Here is a 17,205-nt window from a genome sequence, read left to right as displayed (position 1 = left end):
ATGCTTAATCCCCTTTCACTAACAAACATAACCGGCTAATCATCAAATGATCTCTCTAGATTTTAATGATGATCATGCTGCTCATTACTGTCCACTTTAATAAGCTGCATCATCATCATGCATGTGTAATTCACCAATACATGCTCTTTTGCACAGCTATGAGAATCATTCTACATTCTGCAATCAGAACTAGAAGTCCATTATAAACAAGACTGTTTCATAAGCCAAATGCAATCATATGATGGTTTTAGCAAAACAGAACAAATGTTCTATATTTATCTTATCGCTCTTTTTCTCGATATGCAAGGCCGCCGATATGTCCCTGTCGCCTTATTTTATCGCTTTCTTTCAGAATCGCAAATATATTTCTTCAACAAAAAAGCAAAAATCCTTGAAAAACCAAGGATTTTTGACGATTTAATGAGTTTTTGTCATCGCATGAGCCACCTTGATACATAAATCCATGATGGCGACCTTGCCATTTTCCTCAATCAGCCTTTTCGCTTCTTCGTGATATATGCCTTGCTGCGCCCAAAAAACAGGTGCGTCTATTTCGAGAAACTCTTCTGCCACCTCTGGCAAAAACTCTGAACGTCTGAAAACATTGACGATATCAACAGGCTCTTTTATGTCTTTTAAAGAAGCGACTGCTTTCACACCGAGAGCTTCATCAATCGTTGGATTCACTGGAATGATCTCATACCCGGCATCCTGCATCGCTTTAGACACCATATAAGACGTCCGGTGCGGCTGATCTGATAAACCAACAACAGCAATTCGTTTACTGCTCTTTAATATACGGCCAATTTCTTCTTTCGTAGGATTGTTCATCAAGACACTCCTTTTCCTCTATTTTAGCGAATTTCTGCTTAAAAACAAAGCTGAATCCATCTGCTTTCGATTTTTTCAAAAAAAGTTCCCCATGTTTTTCACAAGATCATGTTAAAATGTAAGACAAGAGGGAGAATATAAAGGAGTTATGCAGATGTTAATTGCTTTGATGTTTATTTTGGCTTATCTTCTCGGCAGTATTCCATCCGGTCTCATTGTCGGGAAAGCTGCAAAGGGAATCGATATCCGTGAACATGGCAGCGGAAACCTAGGTGCGACGAATGCATTTCGTACACTTGGCGTAAAAGCAGGGTCTATTGTGATTACTGCTGATATCCTAAAAGGGACGCTTGCTTCAGCTCTACCGTTTTTCATGCAGCTGGACATCCATCCCTTATTAGCAGGAGTTGCTGCTGTTATCGGTCACAGCTTTCCTGTCTTTGCAAAATTTAAAGGGGGAAAAGCAGTCGCTACATCAGGCGGTGTGCTGCTATTTTATGCCCCATTCCTATTTATCACGATGATCGCTGCTTTTTTCTTATTTTTATACATTAGTAAATATGTTTCACTATCATCTATGCTGACCGGGATCTATACATTCATTTACAGCATATTCACCAAAGACCTATTCTTAATCATTGTTGTTGCCGTTCTTGCTGGCTTTGTGATCTACAGACACATCGCCAACCTCAAACGAATTCTCAACAAAACTGAACCGAAAATCAAATGGCTCTAGCCGTTTCATCCATTTAAATATGTGGTAAAAGTAAAGAAAAGCTGTTTTTGCATCCTGCATTTTAAAAACAGCATGACTTCAAAAAGGGGCGATCACATTGAAATTAACGATAAAAGAAGATGCACTCAATTGGTACAAGGATGAATTAGATTTAGAAAAAGGTGATCAAGTTCGCTTTTTTGTGAGATATGGCGGGTGCAGTAATGTACAAAAAGGCTTTTCTCTAGGCGTCGCAAAAGATGAACCTCAAAATGCCGGCGCAACCGCTGAAATAGAAGGTATTACTTTCTTTATTGAGGAAAGTGATATTTGGTACTTTGACAACCATGATCTGCATATTGATTATAACGAGTCCGTGAAAGAACCAGAATTTCATTATGAATAAACAAAAAAGATACCTCATCCCTCGGGTATCTTTTTTGTTTTACACTTCAATATACAGCCCATACTCCTGAATGTTTCCTAAAGATCGTTCCTTTTGCAGAATTCTTTTTTGCGGCTCACCGATTAAGTCAAAATGAGGAAACCCTTCGCGGTCATGAATCCATTCTTTTTTTAGTCCATGTCTTTCTCCCCACTCAACTAACCGCTTCATATCCTGACAGGCTGCTTTTGTGACAGTATTGGCATTTGGAAAACGGTCATCAAGCCAGTAGTGTGTTAAAAAAGCAACTTTTCCTTGCTGGACAGCTGTTTTCCAAGCATTTAAATCGCTTCGTTTAATACCAAAAGCCATAAATTAAACCTGCTTCTTCGACTGTTCATATACTTTATGCCAGGCAGGAAAGGCTTTTCTAAATTGAATAGGTCTAAAGGTGTCTTTATCGACACAAATATGTGAGGTTGTCCCTGTAATCGCTGTTTGTCCATCAGGTTTTTGAATTTCATAGCCATACACCGTTTTGACCCCATTATATTCTTCAATCCATGTATGAACGGTTGCTGTTTCACCATACAGCAATGGTTTTTTATATTGAACCTGCAAGTCTATAACAGGTGCAAGAGCGCCGTCTGCTTCTAGCTGTGCATAGGAAAAACCTAATTCTTTTATCAATGCTGTTCTGCCAACTTCCATCCAAATTAAATAATTGGCATGATACACGATGCCCATTTGATCTGTTTCTGCATAACGGACTTCTATTTCTTTTTTGGATATATACACGTTTTCATCGCTCTCCTATCAAAACCTAAGGTCTGTCTCTGCCATTTTACCACATTCCAAATGGTTCTTCTAAAAAGAGGCAATAAAATAAACCAGGAATCCCTGGTTTATTCGGTATAGCCATTCTTTCTTGCTGCTTCTTCGTCCTTGATCTCAGAACGCATCGCGTCAATACTCATTTTGCGGTTTTCGTTTTTTTGTTTGATCATTTGCTTTTCTGTCTCTGTTGAAACGGACATCGCTGCTTCAGATTCATCAATATTGTCAAGAGTGTTCTCGATCATATCTTGCAGCTTTTCAACATTATCAGAACGATCATCTGGATTGGATTGATAGGACTTGTCATTCATCATGATTCCCTCCTTATTCGCCCTTCGTCTGTATCACATCAGGCTGTTCATTTGATTTATTATGCATCTTTTTACCTTTATTACGTTTGTATGCTACAGGTTTTGTCCCTAAATGGTCTGGTGTAAACTGAGCTTGTTTATCATGCTCTCTACCCATTATCATCCCTCCCTCTTCTTTAGGATGAACGAAAACGGATAATTCATAACTTATTTCTGTCTAAATCGCTCTTCCAACTTTTCTTCAAGCTGGTTTAAAAATTCCTCATTGCTTAATAATTCTTTTTTATTTTCAAGCACAAGCTCTTCAAATGTGCGTCGTTTTCTTCTTCTCATTCCACTCACCTCCATATATGTATGATTACATTTTCGCCAAAACATTTAGAAAATAAGCAAAAGAGCTGAATCATTATAGATCCAGCTCTTTTTCAATTTCTTTTTTTGTCAGCATTTGATGCTTCACAGACATGATGCGTCCTTTTTCGTCTAATATGTATGTCGTTGGGTATGAGAGCACCTGATATCTTGCTTGAATGCCTTTTTGGTCCAATAAAACAGGAAAGCTCACCTTTAATTCTTTTGTGAATGCTGCCACATGATCCACACTCTTTTCAGTGGTCGTTAAATTCACCGCTAGTACTTCAACTTGGTCATTTTCGCTCCTAATCGCGTCTAAATCCGGCATTTCCGTCCTGCACGGCTTACACCATGTCGCCCAAAAATTGACGAGCACCTTTTTCCCTCGGTAATCAGATAACGAGGCGGTTTTGCCGTCAAGGGTTTTCAGTTCAAAATCAGGAGCTTGATCGCCTTTTTCAAGACCGATTGCGGGCTCTTTTGGCCCAAATAAATTCCACGCAAGTAAACCAATCAACACAAGTAAAACAGCGCTTGCCATTCCTTTTTTCCACATGATTGATCCTCCACTATTTTAAAAAAGAAGAGAAAGCTGTTTAGATCGCCTTCTCTTCTTTGCTGTATTAGTTGCTTGCCAATTTTTCGCGAAGCACCATTTGAAGGATACCGCCATGACGATAGTAGTCAATTTCGACTTCACTGTCAAAGCGAACCACCACTTCAAACGTTTTCTCGTTTCCATCTGTGTCAATTGCTTTCACAGTGACGAGATCACGTGGACGAACTGTTTCGTCAACATGAACTTCAAATGTTTCTGTTCCTGTTAGACCATGAGTTTCTGCACTTTCTCCGTCTTTAAACTGCAAAGGAAGTACGCCCATGAAGACAAGGTTACTTCTGTGGATACGCTCAAAGCTTTCAGCTAGAACAAATTTAATTCCAAGAAGGTTTGTTCCTTTAGCAGCCCAGTCACGTGAAGAACCCATTCCGTAGTCTTTACCTGCTAAGATCGCAAGACCTGTTCCATCCTCTTTATAACGCATGCATGCATCATAAATCGATGTCACTTCACCAGTTGGCCAGTAAGTTGTATAACCGCCTTCTGTTCCTGGTGCAATTTGGTTCTTAATACGGATGTTTGCAAAAGTCCCTCTCATCATGACATGGTGGTTACCACGGCGGGATCCATATGAGTTAAAGTCTCTAGGCGATACGCCTCTTTCTTGCAAGTATTTGCCCGCCGGTGTGTCCTTACCAATCGCTCCAGCAGGAGAAATATGGTCAGTTGTGACAGAGTCACCGAACTTCGCAACGACGCGCAAGCCTTTAAGCGGTTCAACTTTACCAGGTTCAACTGATAGGTTTTCAAAGAATGGCGGGTTATCAATGTATGTGGAATTTTCATCCCATTTGTACAATGCATCATCCGTCGTTTTAATTTCATTCCATCGTTCATTGTTGTCAAAAACTGTTTCATACTCTGAACGGAATAGCTCAGGTGTGACAGTGCTTTTAACGACGCTGTTGATTTCATCCATTGATGGCCAAATGTCATTGAAATAAACGTTCTCGCCATTTTTATCGACACCGATAGGATCTTTTGTTAAATCAATATTCACCGTACCAGCAAGTGCATAAGCCACAACTAATGGTGGAGATGCAAGATAGTTCCCTTTCACAAGCGGATGAATACGACCTTCAAAGTTACGGTTACCTGATAAAACAGAAGTGATCAGCAGGTCATTTTCAGAGACTGCATCTTCAATTTCTTTCTCAAGCGGTCCAGAGTTTCCGATACATGTTGTACAGCCATATCCAACAATGTTAAATCCGAGGTCTCTTAAATATGGAAGAAGTCCCGAATTCACAAGGTAGCCTGTTACAACTTTAGAACCCGGTGCTAGTGACGTTTTGACGTAGTTTGGCACTTTCATACCGAGCTCACTTGCTTTCTTCGCAACAAGACCTGCTCCGATTAACACGTATGGGTTCGATGTATTCGTACAGCTTGTAATCGCTGCAATCGCAATCGCACCTGTCTTCATCACAGCTTTTTCACCGTTTGCAAGATCAAATTCGATTTGTTTATCAAGCTCTGATTTATCTAAGCCAAACCCTTGGTTACCAGCTGGGCTTTCGATGTGTTGATGGAACGTTTCTTTCATTTTAGAAAGTGGAATCAAATCTTGTGGACGTTTTGGTCCAGATAAGTTTGACTCAATTTTAGAAAGATCAATTTCCACAACATCAGTAAAAATTGGCTCTTCTGCATCTGGCGTATAGAATAAGCCATTTGCGCGAGAATATTCTTCAACGATATTAATTTGCTCTTCATCACGTCCAGTGAGGCGCAGGTAAGCAAGCGCTTCTTCATCTACTGGGAAGAATCCGCAAGTAGCACCGTATTCTGGCGCCATGTTCGCAATCGTTGCACGATCTGCTAACGGCAGTTGTGCAACACCAGGTCCGAAGAACTCAACGAACTTGTTCACTACGCCTTTTTCACGAAGGACTTGTGTGACTTTTAATGCAAGGTCGGTTGCAGTTGTTCCGTTTGGAAGCTCTCCAACTAATTTAGCACCAATCACTTCTGGTACTGGGAAGTATGAAGGCTGACCAAGCATACCAGCTTCCGCTTCGATACCGCCAACGCCCCATCCAAGTACACCGATACCGTTAATCATCGTTGTATGAGAGTCAGTTCCAACTAATGTATCTGGGTAAGTGATGATCTCGCCATCTTCTTCAATCGCATGAACAACACTTGCAAGATACTCTAAGTTCACTTGGTGAACAATTCCTGTTGCAGGCGGAACAGCTTGGTAGTTATTAAACGCTTTCTTTGCCCAGCTAAGGAAGTTATAACGCTCTGCGTTACGTTCGAATTCTAAGTCCATGTTAATGTTTAATGCATCTTCAGTTCCAGCTTTATCAACTTGTACTGAGTGGTCAATCACAAGGTCAACTGGAATTTCAGGGTTGATTTTATCCGGATCCCCGCCTACATCTGCCATTGCTTTTCTTAAAGAAGCAAGGTCAACGACTGCTGGTACACCCGTGAAGTCTTGTAAAATAACTCGAGAAGGTTTAAATGGAACATCAATTTCTTTTACCTCGGCAGTTCCCCATTTTGCCAAGTTTTCAACGTGTTCCTTCTTGATCACTCTACCGTCTACTTGGCGAAGCACTGATTCTAAAAGTACCTTAATGGAATAAGGCAGCTTAGAAACATTTCCGATTCCTTGTTTCTCTAGTGCTTCTAACGAATAATAGTGATACGTTTTCCCATTTGTCGAAAACGTTTTTCTAGATTGAAAAGCGTCTTGTTTAGCGACTTGCTGCTGTTTCGACATGTCCAAAATCCCCCTTTTGATGATCAAGATCAATTTCAATTCTCAGAAAAATCGTCGTATTTCACCACAATTTTCTCACAATTTCATCTTAAAACAAATTCATACATAAGTAAATAACAATGCTTTTATTAAATTCAATAAGTTTAACTTATCATTAGGAAATGATTACTCTTCATAAACGAAGCGGGGCGGGCTCATACTATAAATGAGGTGATAAAACATGACAAAACGCAAAGCGAATCATGTCATTAATGGCATGAACGCAGCCAAAAGCCAGGGTAATGGCGCAGGCTATACGGAAGATGATCAGCTCGTTTTAACAGAAGAACAAAGGCAAAACAATAAAAAACGTAAAAAGAATCAATAAGAAGGAGCCAAACATCATGACGAATAAAAACACAGGGAAAGACATCCGTCAAAACTCTCCTAAGGAGCATCAAGGCGGTCAGCCTGAGCCGTTATCAGGCAGTAAAAAAGTGAAAAACCGCAACCATACAAGACAAAAGCACAATTCTCATCATGATATGTAATTATCCCCCTCTCATCCCGTGACCACACGGGATGTTTTAGGTCTTTCACACATTTCTATTTTCATCATATGATTTATTATGAGATGTGATGGAGGAGTGTTTATGGAGAATGAAAAGCAATCGAATTCCTCTGATTTTATTGAAATAGATGATTGGCTCAATGTTTTAATGGATGATCCATTTGCCTGGTATGATGAACACCTCCCAATTGATCTTTATGAAACAAGCCGTGATTATATTATCGAAATCGATGTCTCCACCTTATCGATCACTGATGTAAAGCTGACCTTCGCTGGACATGAGCTGACGTTGACTTACACAGTACAACATGCAAATGGTGAAGGCGAACAGCCAATTGAAAAAAGCGTGATGCTCCCTTTTTATTTAAACGACAAAGACATTGAAACAGATTATGAAAACCAAGTCATATCGATCAAAATTAAAAAATGTTCCGACCATCCAAACGGTGCATTTTCCTTTCAAATCCCGCACTTCAAACATTAAGAGCCCACCTTTATATAGGTGGGCTCTCTTCCCGTTCGTTTCAAGTCAATACCTTTTGCGAACCACCATGGCCAAATAGTAGAGTCGCTATATGATAATGTATTCTTTTTCTATTAATTGGTTTGGGTCATTCTAGTAAATGGGCGGCTATCAATGAAAAAGGGCATTTATAGAGATCATAGACATACATTTTTGTTATTTTCTTCTATCCTCTCTTCATGTAATATAAAATAGAGAGATAAGGGGTATAAGGAGTGAGAACATGTTAAGCGGCTGGTTTTTGTGGTTCATTTTATTTTGGGGTACAGTGATGATCGGATTACTCGCAATCGGTGGCTTTTTTATGTTTCGCAAGTTTTTAAAACGATTGCCAAAGGAAGATGGGAAATCAGAGCTTGATTGGCAGGATGAATATATTCAAAAGAGCCTTCACCTATGGCGGGATGAGGACAAACAGCTGTTAAATGAACTCGTATTACCTGTTCCAGAGCTGTTTAGAGATGTTGCCAAAGAAAAAATTGCAGGTAAAATCGGTGAGCTGGCATTAAAAGAACAGGCTGCCAGCATTAATTTAGACTTAATCATTCGCGGCTACATTATGGCCACACCAAAGCGGGATCATAAGTTTTTACTGAAGCGCCTTCAAGAAAAAAACATTGATCACTCGCCATATGAATCGTTATTAAAATAACCTCCTTTTATAAAGGAGGTTTCAGCGTTTAGACAAACCCTCGCATTCTTTGTCAGTCCTGCGCGCTGGTGCTCACGTATGTTAAATTCGCTCCGCGCCAGTGCTCGTCCTTCCTAGACTTCAAAGGTTTTCAATAACGCTGAATAGAAGACAAAGGGCTAAAATAAAAGATCATTTTAGCCCTTTGTCAACAATATGTAACCTCCTTTATTAAAAGGAGGTTTAATTCATTTGAATCTGCTGCGGATCTAATTGTTTAGACAGCTTTCTAAACGATAAATACATGGCAACCCGCCAAGGCACGATCATGCCAAAGGCAAGAATCCAAAACATCCCGCTTAATGAACCATAATCAATAGAAGAACTCAAGATGGTCTTCATCCCGATACGAAGGACAAGAAGTCCAATGAGAATGAACACAAATGCTTTTGACCGTTTTAAGTAGATGTCATTACCTCTAATTTCAAACTTCGATGTTTTGATTAAAAATATAGAGAAAAACATCCCCACTGTGATCGCTTCTAGAAATTCAGCTCCAGTTACCCGAAACATAGGAACAAAAAACATCAGTGCGCCAGTGCTCATGAAAATAGGAGGTAAAATAATTTTTTTCGCAGTTGCAGGTTTTGCAGATGACTTAATGCGAATAAACATGACGGCCACCGCCATACATACCGCAATTATAGAAGAGATCAAGATCATCATATCAAATCATTCCTTTATTCTTTAAGGTCAGCCTATGTATAATATACTCCAATTGACGAAAAAAAACCATTCGCCGCGACTGTAGAAAACGATTTCAAAAGCCTGTAAAGCCGCCAAACAATGATGAGAACATGATGATAATCCATGTCAGAAGATCAAAGAACAGCAAAATCCCTACCACAATCATAATGATTCCGCCAATTCGCATGATGAGCTGCTGACGTTTTCTGATCCACGCCATTTTCGTAATGAAAAAGGAGAGAATAAAAAACGGGACGGCAAATCCGAATACATACGCAATCATATACATGACCGCCGACTCAGGATTGTTACTCGCCAGTGTGATGACAGCAGATAAAATAGGTCCTGTACAAGGTGTCCATCCAGCGGCAAAGCCCATTCCGATGAGAATGGATCCAAAAAAACCAGCAGGACGATTTTTGAACTGGATTCTCTTTTCGCCCATGAGAAAAGAGGGCTTGAATACACCAAGAGTCATAAAACCAAAGAAAATAATGAGGATGGCTCCAATTTGACGAATCGCTTGATGATAATCATTAAAAAACTTCCCGACAAACGATGTCCCAAAGCCAATCGCAATAAATATAATAGAGAACCCAACTAAAAAGAATAAAGTATGAAGCAGACTTCTTCTTCTCAGCATCACCTTCTCGGATTTCACTTCATCTATACTAACGCCCGTAATATACGATAAAAATGCTGGATAAAGCGGCAGACAGCACGGTGAAATAAAAGAAAGAAATCCTGCTCCAAATGCTAAAAAGTAATTCAAATCTGTCAAAAGAACACCCCCTTCTTACAATATACAATAAGAGATGACAAAATCATTTCATTTTTTTTACATCACCTCAATAAAGATGGTCTATTCTCTTAAAACCTTATATAATTTAATTTGACATCAAGATAATGAATCCTTTAAATTTGAAAATAAACCTTAAAATGGATATAATAGAATCGATTCTTTTTATCAAGATTTGCATGAAAGGAACATGACTTTGGTAAAAACATCATTATTAACTCAAATCGAAGAAAAAAGAGAAGAGCTGATGAAAGTTGTCTTGCATAATGGGATGACATCAACAGTGACCATCGAACATAGCCAGCAGCTAGATCATCTCCTCTTACAATATCAACGACACTTACACTCAAACTCAGCCAACTAATCATACTTCATGATATCAAACATGCCGCACCATTTTTAGAACAGTTGATATGTGTGACCATAAACGAAACAAAAACCTCTGACATAGGGGTTTTTTGTTTTTTACATACTCTTGACGCCATAATAAAAACCACCTTCCCTGCTTCATTCATGCAAGTACAGTGGTTTTAAGCGTCTGATGAAGGTGAATTGAATAAAGAAAGGACAATGCTTGTCCATTCTTTAAAACCATGTTCCATCTATGATCATAATATCGTACGTATTATTTCGCTTGGTTGTTCATGGCTTTCATCATTTGATTGATTTTCTTCTGGGACGGTTTCATGCCCATTTGCATCATCATCATTCGAAGCATTTGTTCATTAATCGGTGGATTCTTTTTCAAATAGCTCATCATATACTTACGAGCAATAAAGAATCCGAGTGCAACTCCTGCAAGCAGTGCAACAACGCCTACAAGGATGACAACCCATAAATCCATAATTCTTCCTCCTTCATGTTGTCTCGTATAAAGTGTACTAAACAAAAGGCTATTATACAACATTTCACGTTCAATTTTATTTTTTTAAACAAAATTCCTCACTTTTACTGGATTGAGCCATCCGTGTTTCTTTGAACTAAAGTCCATCGCAAGAAAACAAGGGCTGATTTTTCTCAGCACTTCAAAAAACACCGCTTCTGCCTCATAACTGCCAGTGGCAGACATTTGAATATACCGGTCTTTAATAATAAATGCTGCAGTTCCTTTTCCATCTGGTAAGGAAGCGCTGTAAATCGAGCCTATTTGTGTATAGTGAATGTTCGTTAAGTTATTCATTAGACGCTGGTGCATATGAAAAGCAGGGATTCGTTTCGTCACATAATCCACTTGCTTCACAAGCATTACAAGTTCATCGTCAGTGCGGTTCGTCCAATGTAACGACTCAAACAAATGAAACAAAATCGATTCTCTGCCAAAATAGTGATGCGCAAATTCATCCTCAATCCAATAAATATAATAATGACGTTCCATGTCTATCCCTTCCTTTCACATTTCGTCAATCTCGTTTATTGCTTGTATTATACAAAAATGTGAAAGAAAGAATTGTCTATATATGAAGCAAGAAGAAACTAGTTTTGTCAAAAAAACAAGAAAAAAGAAAAAAGTTTGCAGAGCGGATGAAAATGCTCTGCAAACAGATAGCAAAAAAGCATGATGCTTGGAGTTCGTTTATTTATTCAGCTTCGCTTTCACACGGCTGACTACATTGCTGACAGTAAAGCCGTATTTCTCGATAATGGTTTCTCCTGGTGCAGAAGCGCCAAATTTATCAATTGCAATCACGTCACCATCAAGCCCCGTGTAACGCTCCCAGCCAAGTGAAGCACCCATTTCAATTGCAATACGTGCACGTACTGCTTTAGGAAGAACGGATTCTTTGTATTCGTCTGACTGCTGATCGAAGCGATCCCATGCAGGAAGGCTGACAACAGACGCGCGGATACCTTCTTTTTCAAGTGCCTTTTGTGCTTCAATGGCTAAACCAACCTCAGATCCTGAAGCGAGTAGAAGTGCTTCCGGCTGTGCATCAGCTGCTTCAACCACAACGTATCCACCTTTTTCTACTCCCTCATATGCCTTCTCTGGTGCCTGGTCAATTGTTGGAAGGTTTTGACGAGTAAGAACTAGTGCTGTCGGTTTATCCGTTGAAGATACAGCTAGTTTCCACGCTGCAGCTGTTTCATTTCCATCTGCTGGGCGGATAACGGAAAGATTAGGCATCGCACGCAGTGAAGCAAGCTGTTCAACCGGTTCATGCGTTGGACCATCTTCACCAACAGCGATACTATCATGAGTAAAGACGTAAGTGACTGGAAGTCCCATTAAGGCAGCAAGACGAATCGCTGGTCTTAAGTAATCTGAGAAAACAAAGAACGTTCCGCCGAATACACGAAGACCGCCGTGAAGTGCCATACCATTGAGCGCTGCACCCATTGCAAATTCTCTGACACCGAACCAAATGTTTTTGCCGGCATAATTATTTTTCCCGAAATCATCTGTGTTTTTAATCGTTGTTTTATTTGATCCAGCAAGGTCAGCAGACCCGCCAATAAAGAAAGGTACTTGCTTTGCAATGCCATTTAACACTTCACCTGAAGATGCGCGGGAAGCAAGGCTTGAACCTGCTTCATAAACAGGAATTTCTTGATCCCAATTCTCAGGAAGCTTTCCTTCAATCGCAAGCTTCAGCTGTGCTGCCAGCTCTGGATATTCTTTTTCGTATTGCGCAAACAATTCATTCCACGCTGCTTCTTTTTTCTGTCCAGCGTCTTTGACAGCTTCTTTGAAATGATCGTACACTTCAGAAGGTACATGGAAATCTTCTTCAAACGTCCAAGAGTAAGCTTCCTTCGTCAGCTTTGCTTCCTCGCTGCCAAGCGGTGCACCATGCACACCAGACGTTCCCGCACGGTTTGGAGATCCGAAACCGATCGTTGTTTTCACTTCGATTAATGTAGGTCTGTCTGTGCTTTGCTTCGCCTTTTCAATAGCAGCTGTTACTTCTTCGATGTTATTGCCGTCTTTCACGTAAAGAACTTCCCAGTTCATCGCTTCAAAACGATTCTTCACATTTTCAGAGAATGAACGATCTAAATCGCCATCTAAAGAAATGTCATTTGAATCGTAAAGAACGATTAAACGGCCTAAGCCTAAATGACCAGCAAGTGAAGCTGCTTCAGAGGAAATTCCCTCCATTAAGTCTCCATCTCCGCAAATGCTGTATGTATAGTGGTCTACAACATGAAAGTTGTCTTTGTTATACGTTTCCGCAAGATGTCTTTCTGCAAGTGCCATTCCTACTGCCATAGCAATTCCCTGGCCTAGTGGACCCGTTGTCGCGTCTACGCCTTCTGTGTGTCCAAATTCAGGATGTCCAGGTGTTTTGCTTCCCCATTGGCGGAATTGTTTTAAATCTTCAATGCTCAGATTGTATCCGCTTAAATGAAGCATGCTGTATAGAAGCATAGAACCATGGCCCGCAGATAAAACAAAGCGGTCTCTGTTAAACCAATTTGGATTTTGCGGACTTACGTTTAAGTGATTCGTCCATAAAGCGTATGCCATTGGTGCAGCACCCATCGGCATTCCTGGGTGACCGGAATTCGCTTTTTCAATTGCGTCTATGGAGAGAGTACGTATTGTTGCAATAGATTTCAATTCAATCGTTTCCATATAAATCCCCTTCCGTATCTTGTGTACACCATTATCATAAATCTACTGTCCTTTTTTCACAACTATTTCACGCTGAAAAAGAAGGATTTTGTCACATTTAGTTTATCGATCACCTAAAAAGTTATGCAAATATGAAAAAAGACGAGAATATTCTTCCCATCTTTTCAAAATTCAAGAAATCACAGCCTTAATGAAGGTTCTGATCTTTTTCTCTTTTTAATTTTTCTGGTGTGACATCGTTTCCTTCAGGGTCAACGATTTTGACAGTTTTAAGTGTATTTTTCATAGAAGAACGAAAAGCTTTTAAATACTCTTCTCTCAACTGCTTTTGTTCTGTTTTTTCAGCGTCTGATAAACCGGTTTCTTTCGACTTTTTTGAAAGCTCATTTATTCTTGAAAGCTGTTCTTTAGAAATCATGACAAACTCCTTTAAAGCATTTTCTCTACATACTACTAAATATCAATCATTTTGACAACAAATCACGCTTTAGGTGGTAAGGCCTTTTTCATATTCTTGATACCTTCTATGCACTGTTGCTTTTGAAATGTCAAAACCTAATGCCTGAAGAGTTGCGGCAATTTCGGCGAACGTCATGTTATTTTTTCTTAATCGAACAATTTCTGAAATCGGCACTTCAATACGCTCACGGCCAGGTGCATGGTCCTGCTGCCTTAAATTTAGTTCAGGCTGATATCCGCGCTCAACAGCCCTTTTCATCCCCCGCTTGATTTTCAGGTTATGAATTTTCCGTTGGTACTCTTCGACGACTCCTACAATCTCGATGACCATTTCATCTGCTTCTGAAAGCTCAAGCTCTCCTCTATGAAACACGCTGTATACCTTTACGTTCTCTTTAAATAGACAATGAAGAAGCGCAATTTTAGCTTGTCCTCTTCCAAGACGTGTTTCATCTTGGATAAGAACGGCATCGATCGACTCTTCCTTCAGTGCAGCAAGCATTTCAAATACGCCATCACGATCTAGCTCATATCCACTTGCTTTTTCTTTGATGACTTTGACCACATTCATCTTGTGCATGGCAGCTAAAGCCAGCAGTTCTTCTTCTTGTCTTTTCAGCGAGGTTTCCTGCTCTTCTTTCACAGTGCTTACTCTCGCATAAATGATTGCGTTCATGTCTTCAATCGACCTTTCTACTGTACTGTTGCAAGCTGATATACGACTGGATGCTCTTTTTTCACGGGTATGACAAGAATGTCTCCAGGCTGGATTTCTGTTGAAGCAAGATCATTGTGTTCTGTTACCCAGTCAATAAATGCATTTTTGTCGATTGATTTGCTGTCATTTACTTGATCAGCTAATCCCCAAAGAGTATCTCCTGATTGAACCTCTATTTTAACATATTGATTTGTATCATTATGGCTTGTGACTGCAATAAGTGAGAGAAATATGCCAACGATGAATGAGAATACCCCAATAAAAATAATAGATTCTTTTAACCTCATAATGTCATCTCTCCTAATAGAATGTGTGTTCGCTCTTTCTGTCTCTCATTATAAATACGAACAAACGTTTCTGTCAAACGTTTTTTCGAACCTATGTTTGTACTGTTAGGAAAAACATGCTATAATTTCTTTAAAATTGACGTTTTGAGGTGCAAAAGATGACGAAGCTATCAAAAAGACAACTCGATATCCTGAAATTCATCAAAGATGAAGTAAAAAGCAAGGGTTATCCCCCATCCGTCCGTGAAATTGGAGAAGCTGTCGGTCTAGCATCCAGTTCAACGGTCCATGGACATTTAGCTAGACTGGAAACAAAGGGCTTAATAAGAAGAGACCCGACAAAACCTAGAGCGATCGAAGTACTAGATGAAGAGGAAATGAATATTCCAAAGAGTGCTGTAATGAACGTTCCAGTCATCGGAAAAGTAACCGCCGGCCTTCCTATCACAGCTGTTGAGAATGTAGAAGAATACTTCCCTCTTCCAGAGACTTTTGCAGCACCAGACGAACAAGTGTTTATGCTTGAAATTATGGGAGAAAGTATGATTGATGCAGGTATTTTGGACAAGGACTATGTCATTGTGCGTCAGCAAAGCACCGCTAACAATGGAGATATTGTGGTCGCCATGACAGAGGAAGATGAAGCGACAGTGAAACGTTTCTATAAAGAAAATACACACTTTAGATTACAGCCAGAGAATCCATCTATGGAACCGATTATTTTACAGAATGTGAGTATACTAGGTAAAGTGATTGGCGTATTTCGAAATATTCATTAAAAAAAGCCGGTATTTCATCAGCAGCTGATGAAAACCGGCTTTTTCTTATGCACAGGAATATGCAAGAATACTTGAACTTGGGAAGGAGCCAAAAGTAAAGTTCGGCCATATAAAGCCAGTTGTTCTGCCAAATGGCTGTGAGGAAAGGACAAACATTAAAAATACTTGACCGTTTCTCAAAAGCACAATCGTCCATCTTCTATTACAGCCCGCTGCAAAATGAACAGCTTGATGGCCTCCTGCACTTTGCGCAGATATAAGCGACTGCATACTTTGAGGCTGAGAGAGCGCTTGCTGATACTGCGAAATGATATGCTGCGGCGGAGCTGGCGGTGCCGATTGCCCGCCTGACCCTTGACCTGGCCAAGTACCTCCTCCAATCGGAAACCCAGGAAAACCTCCAATTTGAGGAATAGAAATCGATGGCAATCCCTGCATCTGCCTATCATATGAGTAACCATTCCACATATCTTCATACGGTTGATACATACGAAACACCACTTTCTTTAGACTTTCATCACGACAGTATATGTCATAAATAAAAAAGAGTGTTAAACGTCTAAATAGAAATTTTTCCAAAAGACGTTTCGTTCTTCTTTAGAACGGTTAAATAATGATTAAGAAGAAAAATAAAAAAAATGAAAACTTTTTGTCTCCCTCAAACGTTATATAATTAGAAACAAAAGAAATAAAAAAACATTTAGATTTAATACTTGTAATATCACTGTAATTATTGTAACATTTGTAACATAAGAAGTTTTCATTGAGAAAAGGAGGCAATCGCCTTGAAAAAATTATTTGTTTTATTAACAGCTATTATGCTTATGATCTCATTACAAACAACAACATTGGCCGCTTCCAAGAAATCAGCCGCTTTGACAAATAAAGAAGCGTTACATATTGCCCTTGATGCAAGAGAACATTTTTGGAGTGCAATGTCAGGCTACAAAATTAAAGACCATTCTAATGTCAAATTAAAATCATTTACCTATAAAGATATGACATACAACTATCTTTCTAAAACATTTGATACAAAGAAAAAATTAAACAGCTACCTATCTCAAGTTTTCACTCAAGATGCCATCAAACATGGTTTAAAAGATTATCAGTTCATTGTTCATAAAGGCAAAATGGCTGTTCCAGTCGGTGACGGAGACAACATGCTCAATTGGGAAAAAGCCACACCTAAACTTGTTTCAAAAAATCAAGCGGTCCGCACATATGAATTCACAGTCCCAACACTTGATGGACGCAAAGTAAAACGAACTGTAACGTACGAAAAAGTACAAAAAGATTGGAAAGTCACACAAATTGACGCTGTCATCTAAATAAAAACCAGGCCGTTCATC

At 39.5% G+C, this 17,205-nt stretch carries 27 protein-coding genes; 9 read left to right on the top strand and 18 right to left on the bottom strand.

Going from position 1 to position 17,205, the window contains the following annotated elements:
- Window positions 1-417: 417 nt before the first annotated feature.
- Together BA81_RS15245 and BA81_RS20085 are read right to left on the bottom strand one after the other, a co-directional pair.
- Complete coding sequence (locus tag BA81_RS15245; RefSeq protein ID WP_034283453.1) at window positions 418-831, bottom strand: CoA-binding protein; 414 nt, start codon at window positions 829-831, stop codon at window positions 418-420.
- Window positions 782-910, bottom strand: a complete 129-nt coding sequence (locus tag BA81_RS20085; RefSeq protein WP_257995200.1) for a hypothetical protein — start codon at window positions 908-910, stop codon at window positions 782-784. Before BA81_RS20085 ends, BA81_RS15245 begins: the two co-directional genes overlap by 50 nt.
- Before the next feature lie 75 nt (window positions 911-985).
- Between BA81_RS20085 and plsY the strand changes: the two genes are divergently transcribed.
- Both plsY and BA81_RS15235 read left to right on the top strand, forming a co-directional pair.
- Window positions 986-1,567, top strand: a complete 582-nt coding sequence (plsY, locus tag BA81_RS15240) for a glycerol-3-phosphate 1-O-acyltransferase PlsY (RefSeq protein WP_024425146.1) — start codon at window positions 986-988, stop codon at window positions 1,565-1,567.
- Window positions 1,568-1,664: 97 nt separating this feature from the next.
- On the top strand, window positions 1,665-1,952 hold the full coding sequence (locus BA81_RS15235; RefSeq protein ID WP_024425145.1) for a HesB/YadR/YfhF family protein: 288 nt from the start codon (window positions 1,665-1,667) through the stop codon (window positions 1,950-1,952).
- A gap of 39 nt (window positions 1,953-1,991) precedes the next feature.
- On the opposite strand, the gene BA81_RS15230 is transcribed toward BA81_RS15235, so the two are convergent.
- From BA81_RS15230 to acnA, 7 genes are all read right to left on the bottom strand, one after another.
- Entirely contained in the window at window positions 1,992-2,303 is a 312-nt protein-coding gene (locus BA81_RS15230) for a hypothetical protein (protein WP_034283451.1), read from the bottom strand.
- 3 nt (window positions 2,304-2,306) lie between these two features.
- A complete protein-coding gene (locus BA81_RS15225; protein WP_034283449.1) occupies window positions 2,307-2,729 on the bottom strand; it encodes an acyl-CoA thioesterase in 423 nt (140 codons plus the stop codon).
- A 107-nt stretch (window positions 2,730-2,836) separates the two neighbouring features.
- On the bottom strand, window positions 2,837-3,079 hold the full coding sequence (gene tlp / locus BA81_RS15220) for a small acid-soluble spore protein Tlp (protein WP_024425142.1): 243 nt from the start codon (window positions 3,077-3,079) through the stop codon (window positions 2,837-2,839).
- Window positions 3,080-3,092: 13 nt separating this feature from the next.
- The gene (locus tag BA81_RS15215) at window positions 3,093-3,236 is read right to left on the bottom strand and encodes an acid-soluble spore protein N (RefSeq protein ID WP_008357830.1); all 144 of its coding nucleotides are present in this window, start codon (window positions 3,234-3,236) and stop codon (window positions 3,093-3,095) included.
- 50 nt (window positions 3,237-3,286) lie between these two features.
- Window positions 3,287-3,412, bottom strand: a complete 126-nt coding sequence (locus tag BA81_RS19400) for an FbpB family small basic protein (RefSeq protein WP_003211002.1) — start codon at window positions 3,410-3,412, stop codon at window positions 3,287-3,289.
- A 73-nt stretch (window positions 3,413-3,485) separates the two neighbouring features.
- Window positions 3,486-3,989, bottom strand: a complete 504-nt coding sequence (locus tag BA81_RS15210; RefSeq protein ID WP_024425141.1) for a TlpA family protein disulfide reductase — start codon at window positions 3,987-3,989, stop codon at window positions 3,486-3,488.
- Window positions 3,990-4,056: 67 nt separating this feature from the next.
- Window positions 4,057-6,786: an aconitate hydratase AcnA gene (gene acnA, locus BA81_RS15205; protein ID WP_034283443.1), complete on the bottom strand. Its 2,730-nt coding sequence runs from the start codon at window positions 6,784-6,786 to the stop codon at window positions 4,057-4,059.
- Window positions 6,787-7,006: 220 nt separating this feature from the next.
- On the opposite strand from acnA, the gene sspO reads away from it, so the two are divergent.
- From sspO to BA81_RS15185, 4 genes are all read left to right on the top strand, one after another.
- Window positions 7,007-7,153, top strand: coding sequence for a small acid-soluble spore protein SspO (sspO, locus tag BA81_RS15200; protein ID WP_034283440.1), 147 nt, complete (start codon window positions 7,007-7,009; stop codon window positions 7,151-7,153).
- Between the two features lie 16 nt (window positions 7,154-7,169).
- A complete protein-coding gene (locus BA81_RS15195; protein WP_003211331.1) occupies window positions 7,170-7,316 on the top strand; it encodes a small acid-soluble spore protein P in 147 nt (48 codons plus the stop codon).
- Window positions 7,317-7,418: 102 nt separating this feature from the next.
- Window positions 7,419-7,820, top strand: a complete 402-nt coding sequence (locus tag BA81_RS15190; protein ID WP_034283437.1) for an Hsp20/alpha crystallin family protein — start codon at window positions 7,419-7,421, stop codon at window positions 7,818-7,820.
- 262 nt (window positions 7,821-8,082) lie between these two features.
- Complete coding sequence (locus BA81_RS15185) at window positions 8,083-8,511, top strand: DUF2621 domain-containing protein (protein ID WP_024427086.1); 429 nt, start codon at window positions 8,083-8,085, stop codon at window positions 8,509-8,511.
- Window positions 8,512-8,733: 222 nt separating this feature from the next.
- Here BA81_RS15185 and BA81_RS15180 read toward each other — a convergent pair whose 3' ends face one another.
- Window positions 8,734-9,216 (bottom strand): CcdC family protein, encoded by a 483-nt coding sequence (locus BA81_RS15180; protein ID WP_024425136.1) that lies wholly within the window; start codon window positions 9,214-9,216, stop codon window positions 8,734-8,736.
- Between the two features lie 94 nt (window positions 9,217-9,310).
- Complete coding sequence (locus tag BA81_RS15175; RefSeq protein ID WP_034283434.1) at window positions 9,311-10,018, bottom strand: cytochrome c biogenesis CcdA family protein; 708 nt, start codon at window positions 10,016-10,018, stop codon at window positions 9,311-9,313.
- Window positions 10,019-10,226: 208 nt separating this feature from the next.
- Here BA81_RS15175 and BA81_RS15170 point away from each other — a divergent pair, with 208 nt between their 5' ends.
- Window positions 10,227-10,400, top strand: a complete 174-nt coding sequence (locus tag BA81_RS15170) for an aspartyl-phosphate phosphatase Spo0E family protein (protein ID WP_369810454.1) — start codon at window positions 10,227-10,229, stop codon at window positions 10,398-10,400.
- Window positions 10,401-10,661: 261 nt separating this feature from the next.
- Here BA81_RS15170 and BA81_RS15165 read toward each other — a convergent pair whose 3' ends face one another.
- From BA81_RS15165 to yneA, 6 genes are all read right to left on the bottom strand, one after another.
- Window positions 10,662-10,880 (bottom strand): YneF family protein, encoded by a 219-nt coding sequence (locus tag BA81_RS15165; RefSeq protein ID WP_003212379.1) that lies wholly within the window; start codon window positions 10,878-10,880, stop codon window positions 10,662-10,664.
- Window positions 10,881-10,964: 84 nt separating this feature from the next.
- The gene (gene sirA / locus BA81_RS15160; RefSeq protein WP_024425134.1) at window positions 10,965-11,411 is read right to left on the bottom strand and encodes a sporulation inhibitor of replication protein SirA; all 447 of its coding nucleotides are present in this window, start codon (window positions 11,409-11,411) and stop codon (window positions 10,965-10,967) included.
- Window positions 11,412-11,609: 198 nt separating this feature from the next.
- Window positions 11,610-13,613, bottom strand: a complete 2,004-nt coding sequence (gene tkt, locus BA81_RS15155) for a transketolase (RefSeq protein WP_024427083.1) — start codon at window positions 13,611-13,613, stop codon at window positions 11,610-11,612.
- A gap of 187 nt (window positions 13,614-13,800) precedes the next feature.
- Complete coding sequence (locus tag BA81_RS15150; RefSeq protein WP_034283429.1) at window positions 13,801-14,031, bottom strand: DUF896 domain-containing protein; 231 nt, start codon at window positions 14,029-14,031, stop codon at window positions 13,801-13,803.
- Between the two features lie 69 nt (window positions 14,032-14,100).
- Window positions 14,101-14,748 carry a YneB family resolvase-like protein gene (locus BA81_RS15145; RefSeq protein ID WP_034283427.1) on the bottom strand — a complete coding sequence of 216 codons (648 nt, stop codon included), beginning with the start codon at window positions 14,746-14,748 and terminating at the stop codon, window positions 14,101-14,103.
- Between the two features lie 17 nt (window positions 14,749-14,765).
- On the bottom strand, window positions 14,766-15,077 hold the full coding sequence (yneA, locus tag BA81_RS15140) for a cell division suppressor protein YneA (RefSeq protein WP_034283425.1): 312 nt from the start codon (window positions 15,075-15,077) through the stop codon (window positions 14,766-14,768).
- 158 nt (window positions 15,078-15,235) lie between these two features.
- Here yneA and lexA point away from each other — a divergent pair, with 158 nt between their 5' ends.
- Entirely contained in the window at window positions 15,236-15,856 is a 621-nt protein-coding gene (gene lexA / locus BA81_RS15135) for a transcriptional repressor LexA (protein WP_034283422.1), read from the top strand.
- 45 nt (window positions 15,857-15,901) lie between these two features.
- On the opposite strand, the gene BA81_RS15130 is transcribed toward lexA, so the two are convergent.
- Window positions 15,902-16,345 (bottom strand): hypothetical protein, encoded by a 444-nt coding sequence (locus BA81_RS15130; protein ID WP_034283419.1) that lies wholly within the window; start codon window positions 16,343-16,345, stop codon window positions 15,902-15,904.
- A gap of 296 nt (window positions 16,346-16,641) precedes the next feature.
- Here BA81_RS15130 and BA81_RS15125 point away from each other — a divergent pair, with 296 nt between their 5' ends.
- On the top strand, window positions 16,642-17,184 hold the full coding sequence (locus tag BA81_RS15125; protein ID WP_034283416.1) for an IseA DL-endopeptidase inhibitor family protein: 543 nt from the start codon (window positions 16,642-16,644) through the stop codon (window positions 17,182-17,184).
- The last annotated feature ends 21 nt before the right edge of the window (window positions 17,185-17,205 follow it).

It is taken from the genome of Bacillus safensis FO-36b (assembly GCF_000691165.1).
Lineage (GTDB): Bacteria > Bacillota > Bacilli > Bacillales > Bacillaceae > Bacillus > Bacillus safensis.
This window is presented reverse-complemented; position numbering and strand designations above follow the sequence as displayed.

What these genes read in the sequence shown, in the direction of transcription:
- BA81_RS15245 (WP_034283453.1), bottom strand. Translation starts at nt 831, where the DNA reads ATGAACAATCCTACGAAAGAAGAAATTGGCCGTATATTAAAGAGCAGT.
- plsY (WP_024425146.1), top strand. Translation starts at nt 986, where the DNA reads ATGTTAATTGCTTTGATGTTTATTTTGGCTTATCTTCTCGGCAGTATT.
- BA81_RS15230 (WP_034283451.1), bottom strand. Translation starts at nt 2,303, where the DNA reads ATGGCTTTTGGTATTAAACGAAGCGATTTAAATGCTTGGAAAACAGCT.
- tlp (WP_024425142.1), bottom strand. Translation starts at nt 3,079, where the DNA reads ATGAATGACAAGTCCTATCAATCCAATCCAGATGATCGTTCTGATAAT.
- BA81_RS15215 (WP_008357830.1), bottom strand. Translation starts at nt 3,236, where the DNA reads ATGGGTAGAGAGCATGATAAACAAGCTCAGTTTACACCAGACCATTTA.
- BA81_RS19400 (WP_003211002.1), bottom strand. Translation starts at nt 3,412, where the DNA reads ATGAGAAGAAGAAAACGACGCACATTTGAAGAGCTTGTGCTTGAAAAT.
- BA81_RS15210 (WP_024425141.1), bottom strand. Translation starts at nt 3,989, where the DNA reads ATGTGGAAAAAAGGAATGGCAAGCGCTGTTTTACTTGTGTTGATTGGT.
- acnA (WP_034283443.1), bottom strand. Translation starts at nt 6,786, where the DNA reads ATGTCGAAACAGCAGCAAGTCGCTAAACAAGACGCTTTTCAATCTAGA.
- sspO (WP_034283440.1), top strand. Translation starts at nt 7,007, where the DNA reads ATGACAAAACGCAAAGCGAATCATGTCATTAATGGCATGAACGCAGCC.
- BA81_RS15195 (WP_003211331.1), top strand. Translation starts at nt 7,170, where the DNA reads ATGACGAATAAAAACACAGGGAAAGACATCCGTCAAAACTCTCCTAAG.
- BA81_RS15190 (WP_034283437.1), top strand. Translation starts at nt 7,419, where the DNA reads ATGGAGAATGAAAAGCAATCGAATTCCTCTGATTTTATTGAAATAGAT.
- BA81_RS15185 (WP_024427086.1), top strand. Translation starts at nt 8,083, where the DNA reads ATGTTAAGCGGCTGGTTTTTGTGGTTCATTTTATTTTGGGGTACAGTG.
- BA81_RS15180 (WP_024425136.1), bottom strand. Translation starts at nt 9,216, where the DNA reads ATGATGATCTTGATCTCTTCTATAATTGCGGTATGTATGGCGGTGGCC.
- BA81_RS15170 (WP_369810454.1), top strand. Translation starts at nt 10,227, where the DNA reads ATGACTTTGGTAAAAACATCATTATTAACTCAAATCGAAGAAAAAAGA.
- BA81_RS15165 (WP_003212379.1), bottom strand. Translation starts at nt 10,880, where the DNA reads ATGGATTTATGGGTTGTCATCCTTGTAGGCGTTGTTGCACTGCTTGCA.
- sirA (WP_024425134.1), bottom strand. Translation starts at nt 11,411, where the DNA reads ATGGAACGTCATTATTATATTTATTGGATTGAGGATGAATTTGCGCAT.
- tkt (WP_024427083.1), bottom strand. Translation starts at nt 13,613, where the DNA reads ATGGAAACGATTGAATTGAAATCTATTGCAACAATACGTACTCTCTCC.
- BA81_RS15150 (WP_034283429.1), bottom strand. Translation starts at nt 14,031, where the DNA reads ATGATTTCTAAAGAACAGCTTTCAAGAATAAATGAGCTTTCAAAAAAG.
- BA81_RS15145 (WP_034283427.1), bottom strand. Translation starts at nt 14,748, where the DNA reads ATGAACGCAATCATTTATGCGAGAGTAAGCACTGTGAAAGAAGAGCAG.
- yneA (WP_034283425.1), bottom strand. Translation starts at nt 15,077, where the DNA reads ATGAGGTTAAAAGAATCTATTATTTTTATTGGGGTATTCTCATTCATC.
- lexA (WP_034283422.1), top strand. Translation starts at nt 15,236, where the DNA reads ATGACGAAGCTATCAAAAAGACAACTCGATATCCTGAAATTCATCAAA.
- BA81_RS15130 (WP_034283419.1), bottom strand. Translation starts at nt 16,345, where the DNA reads ATGTATCAACCGTATGAAGATATGTGGAATGGTTACTCATATGATAGG.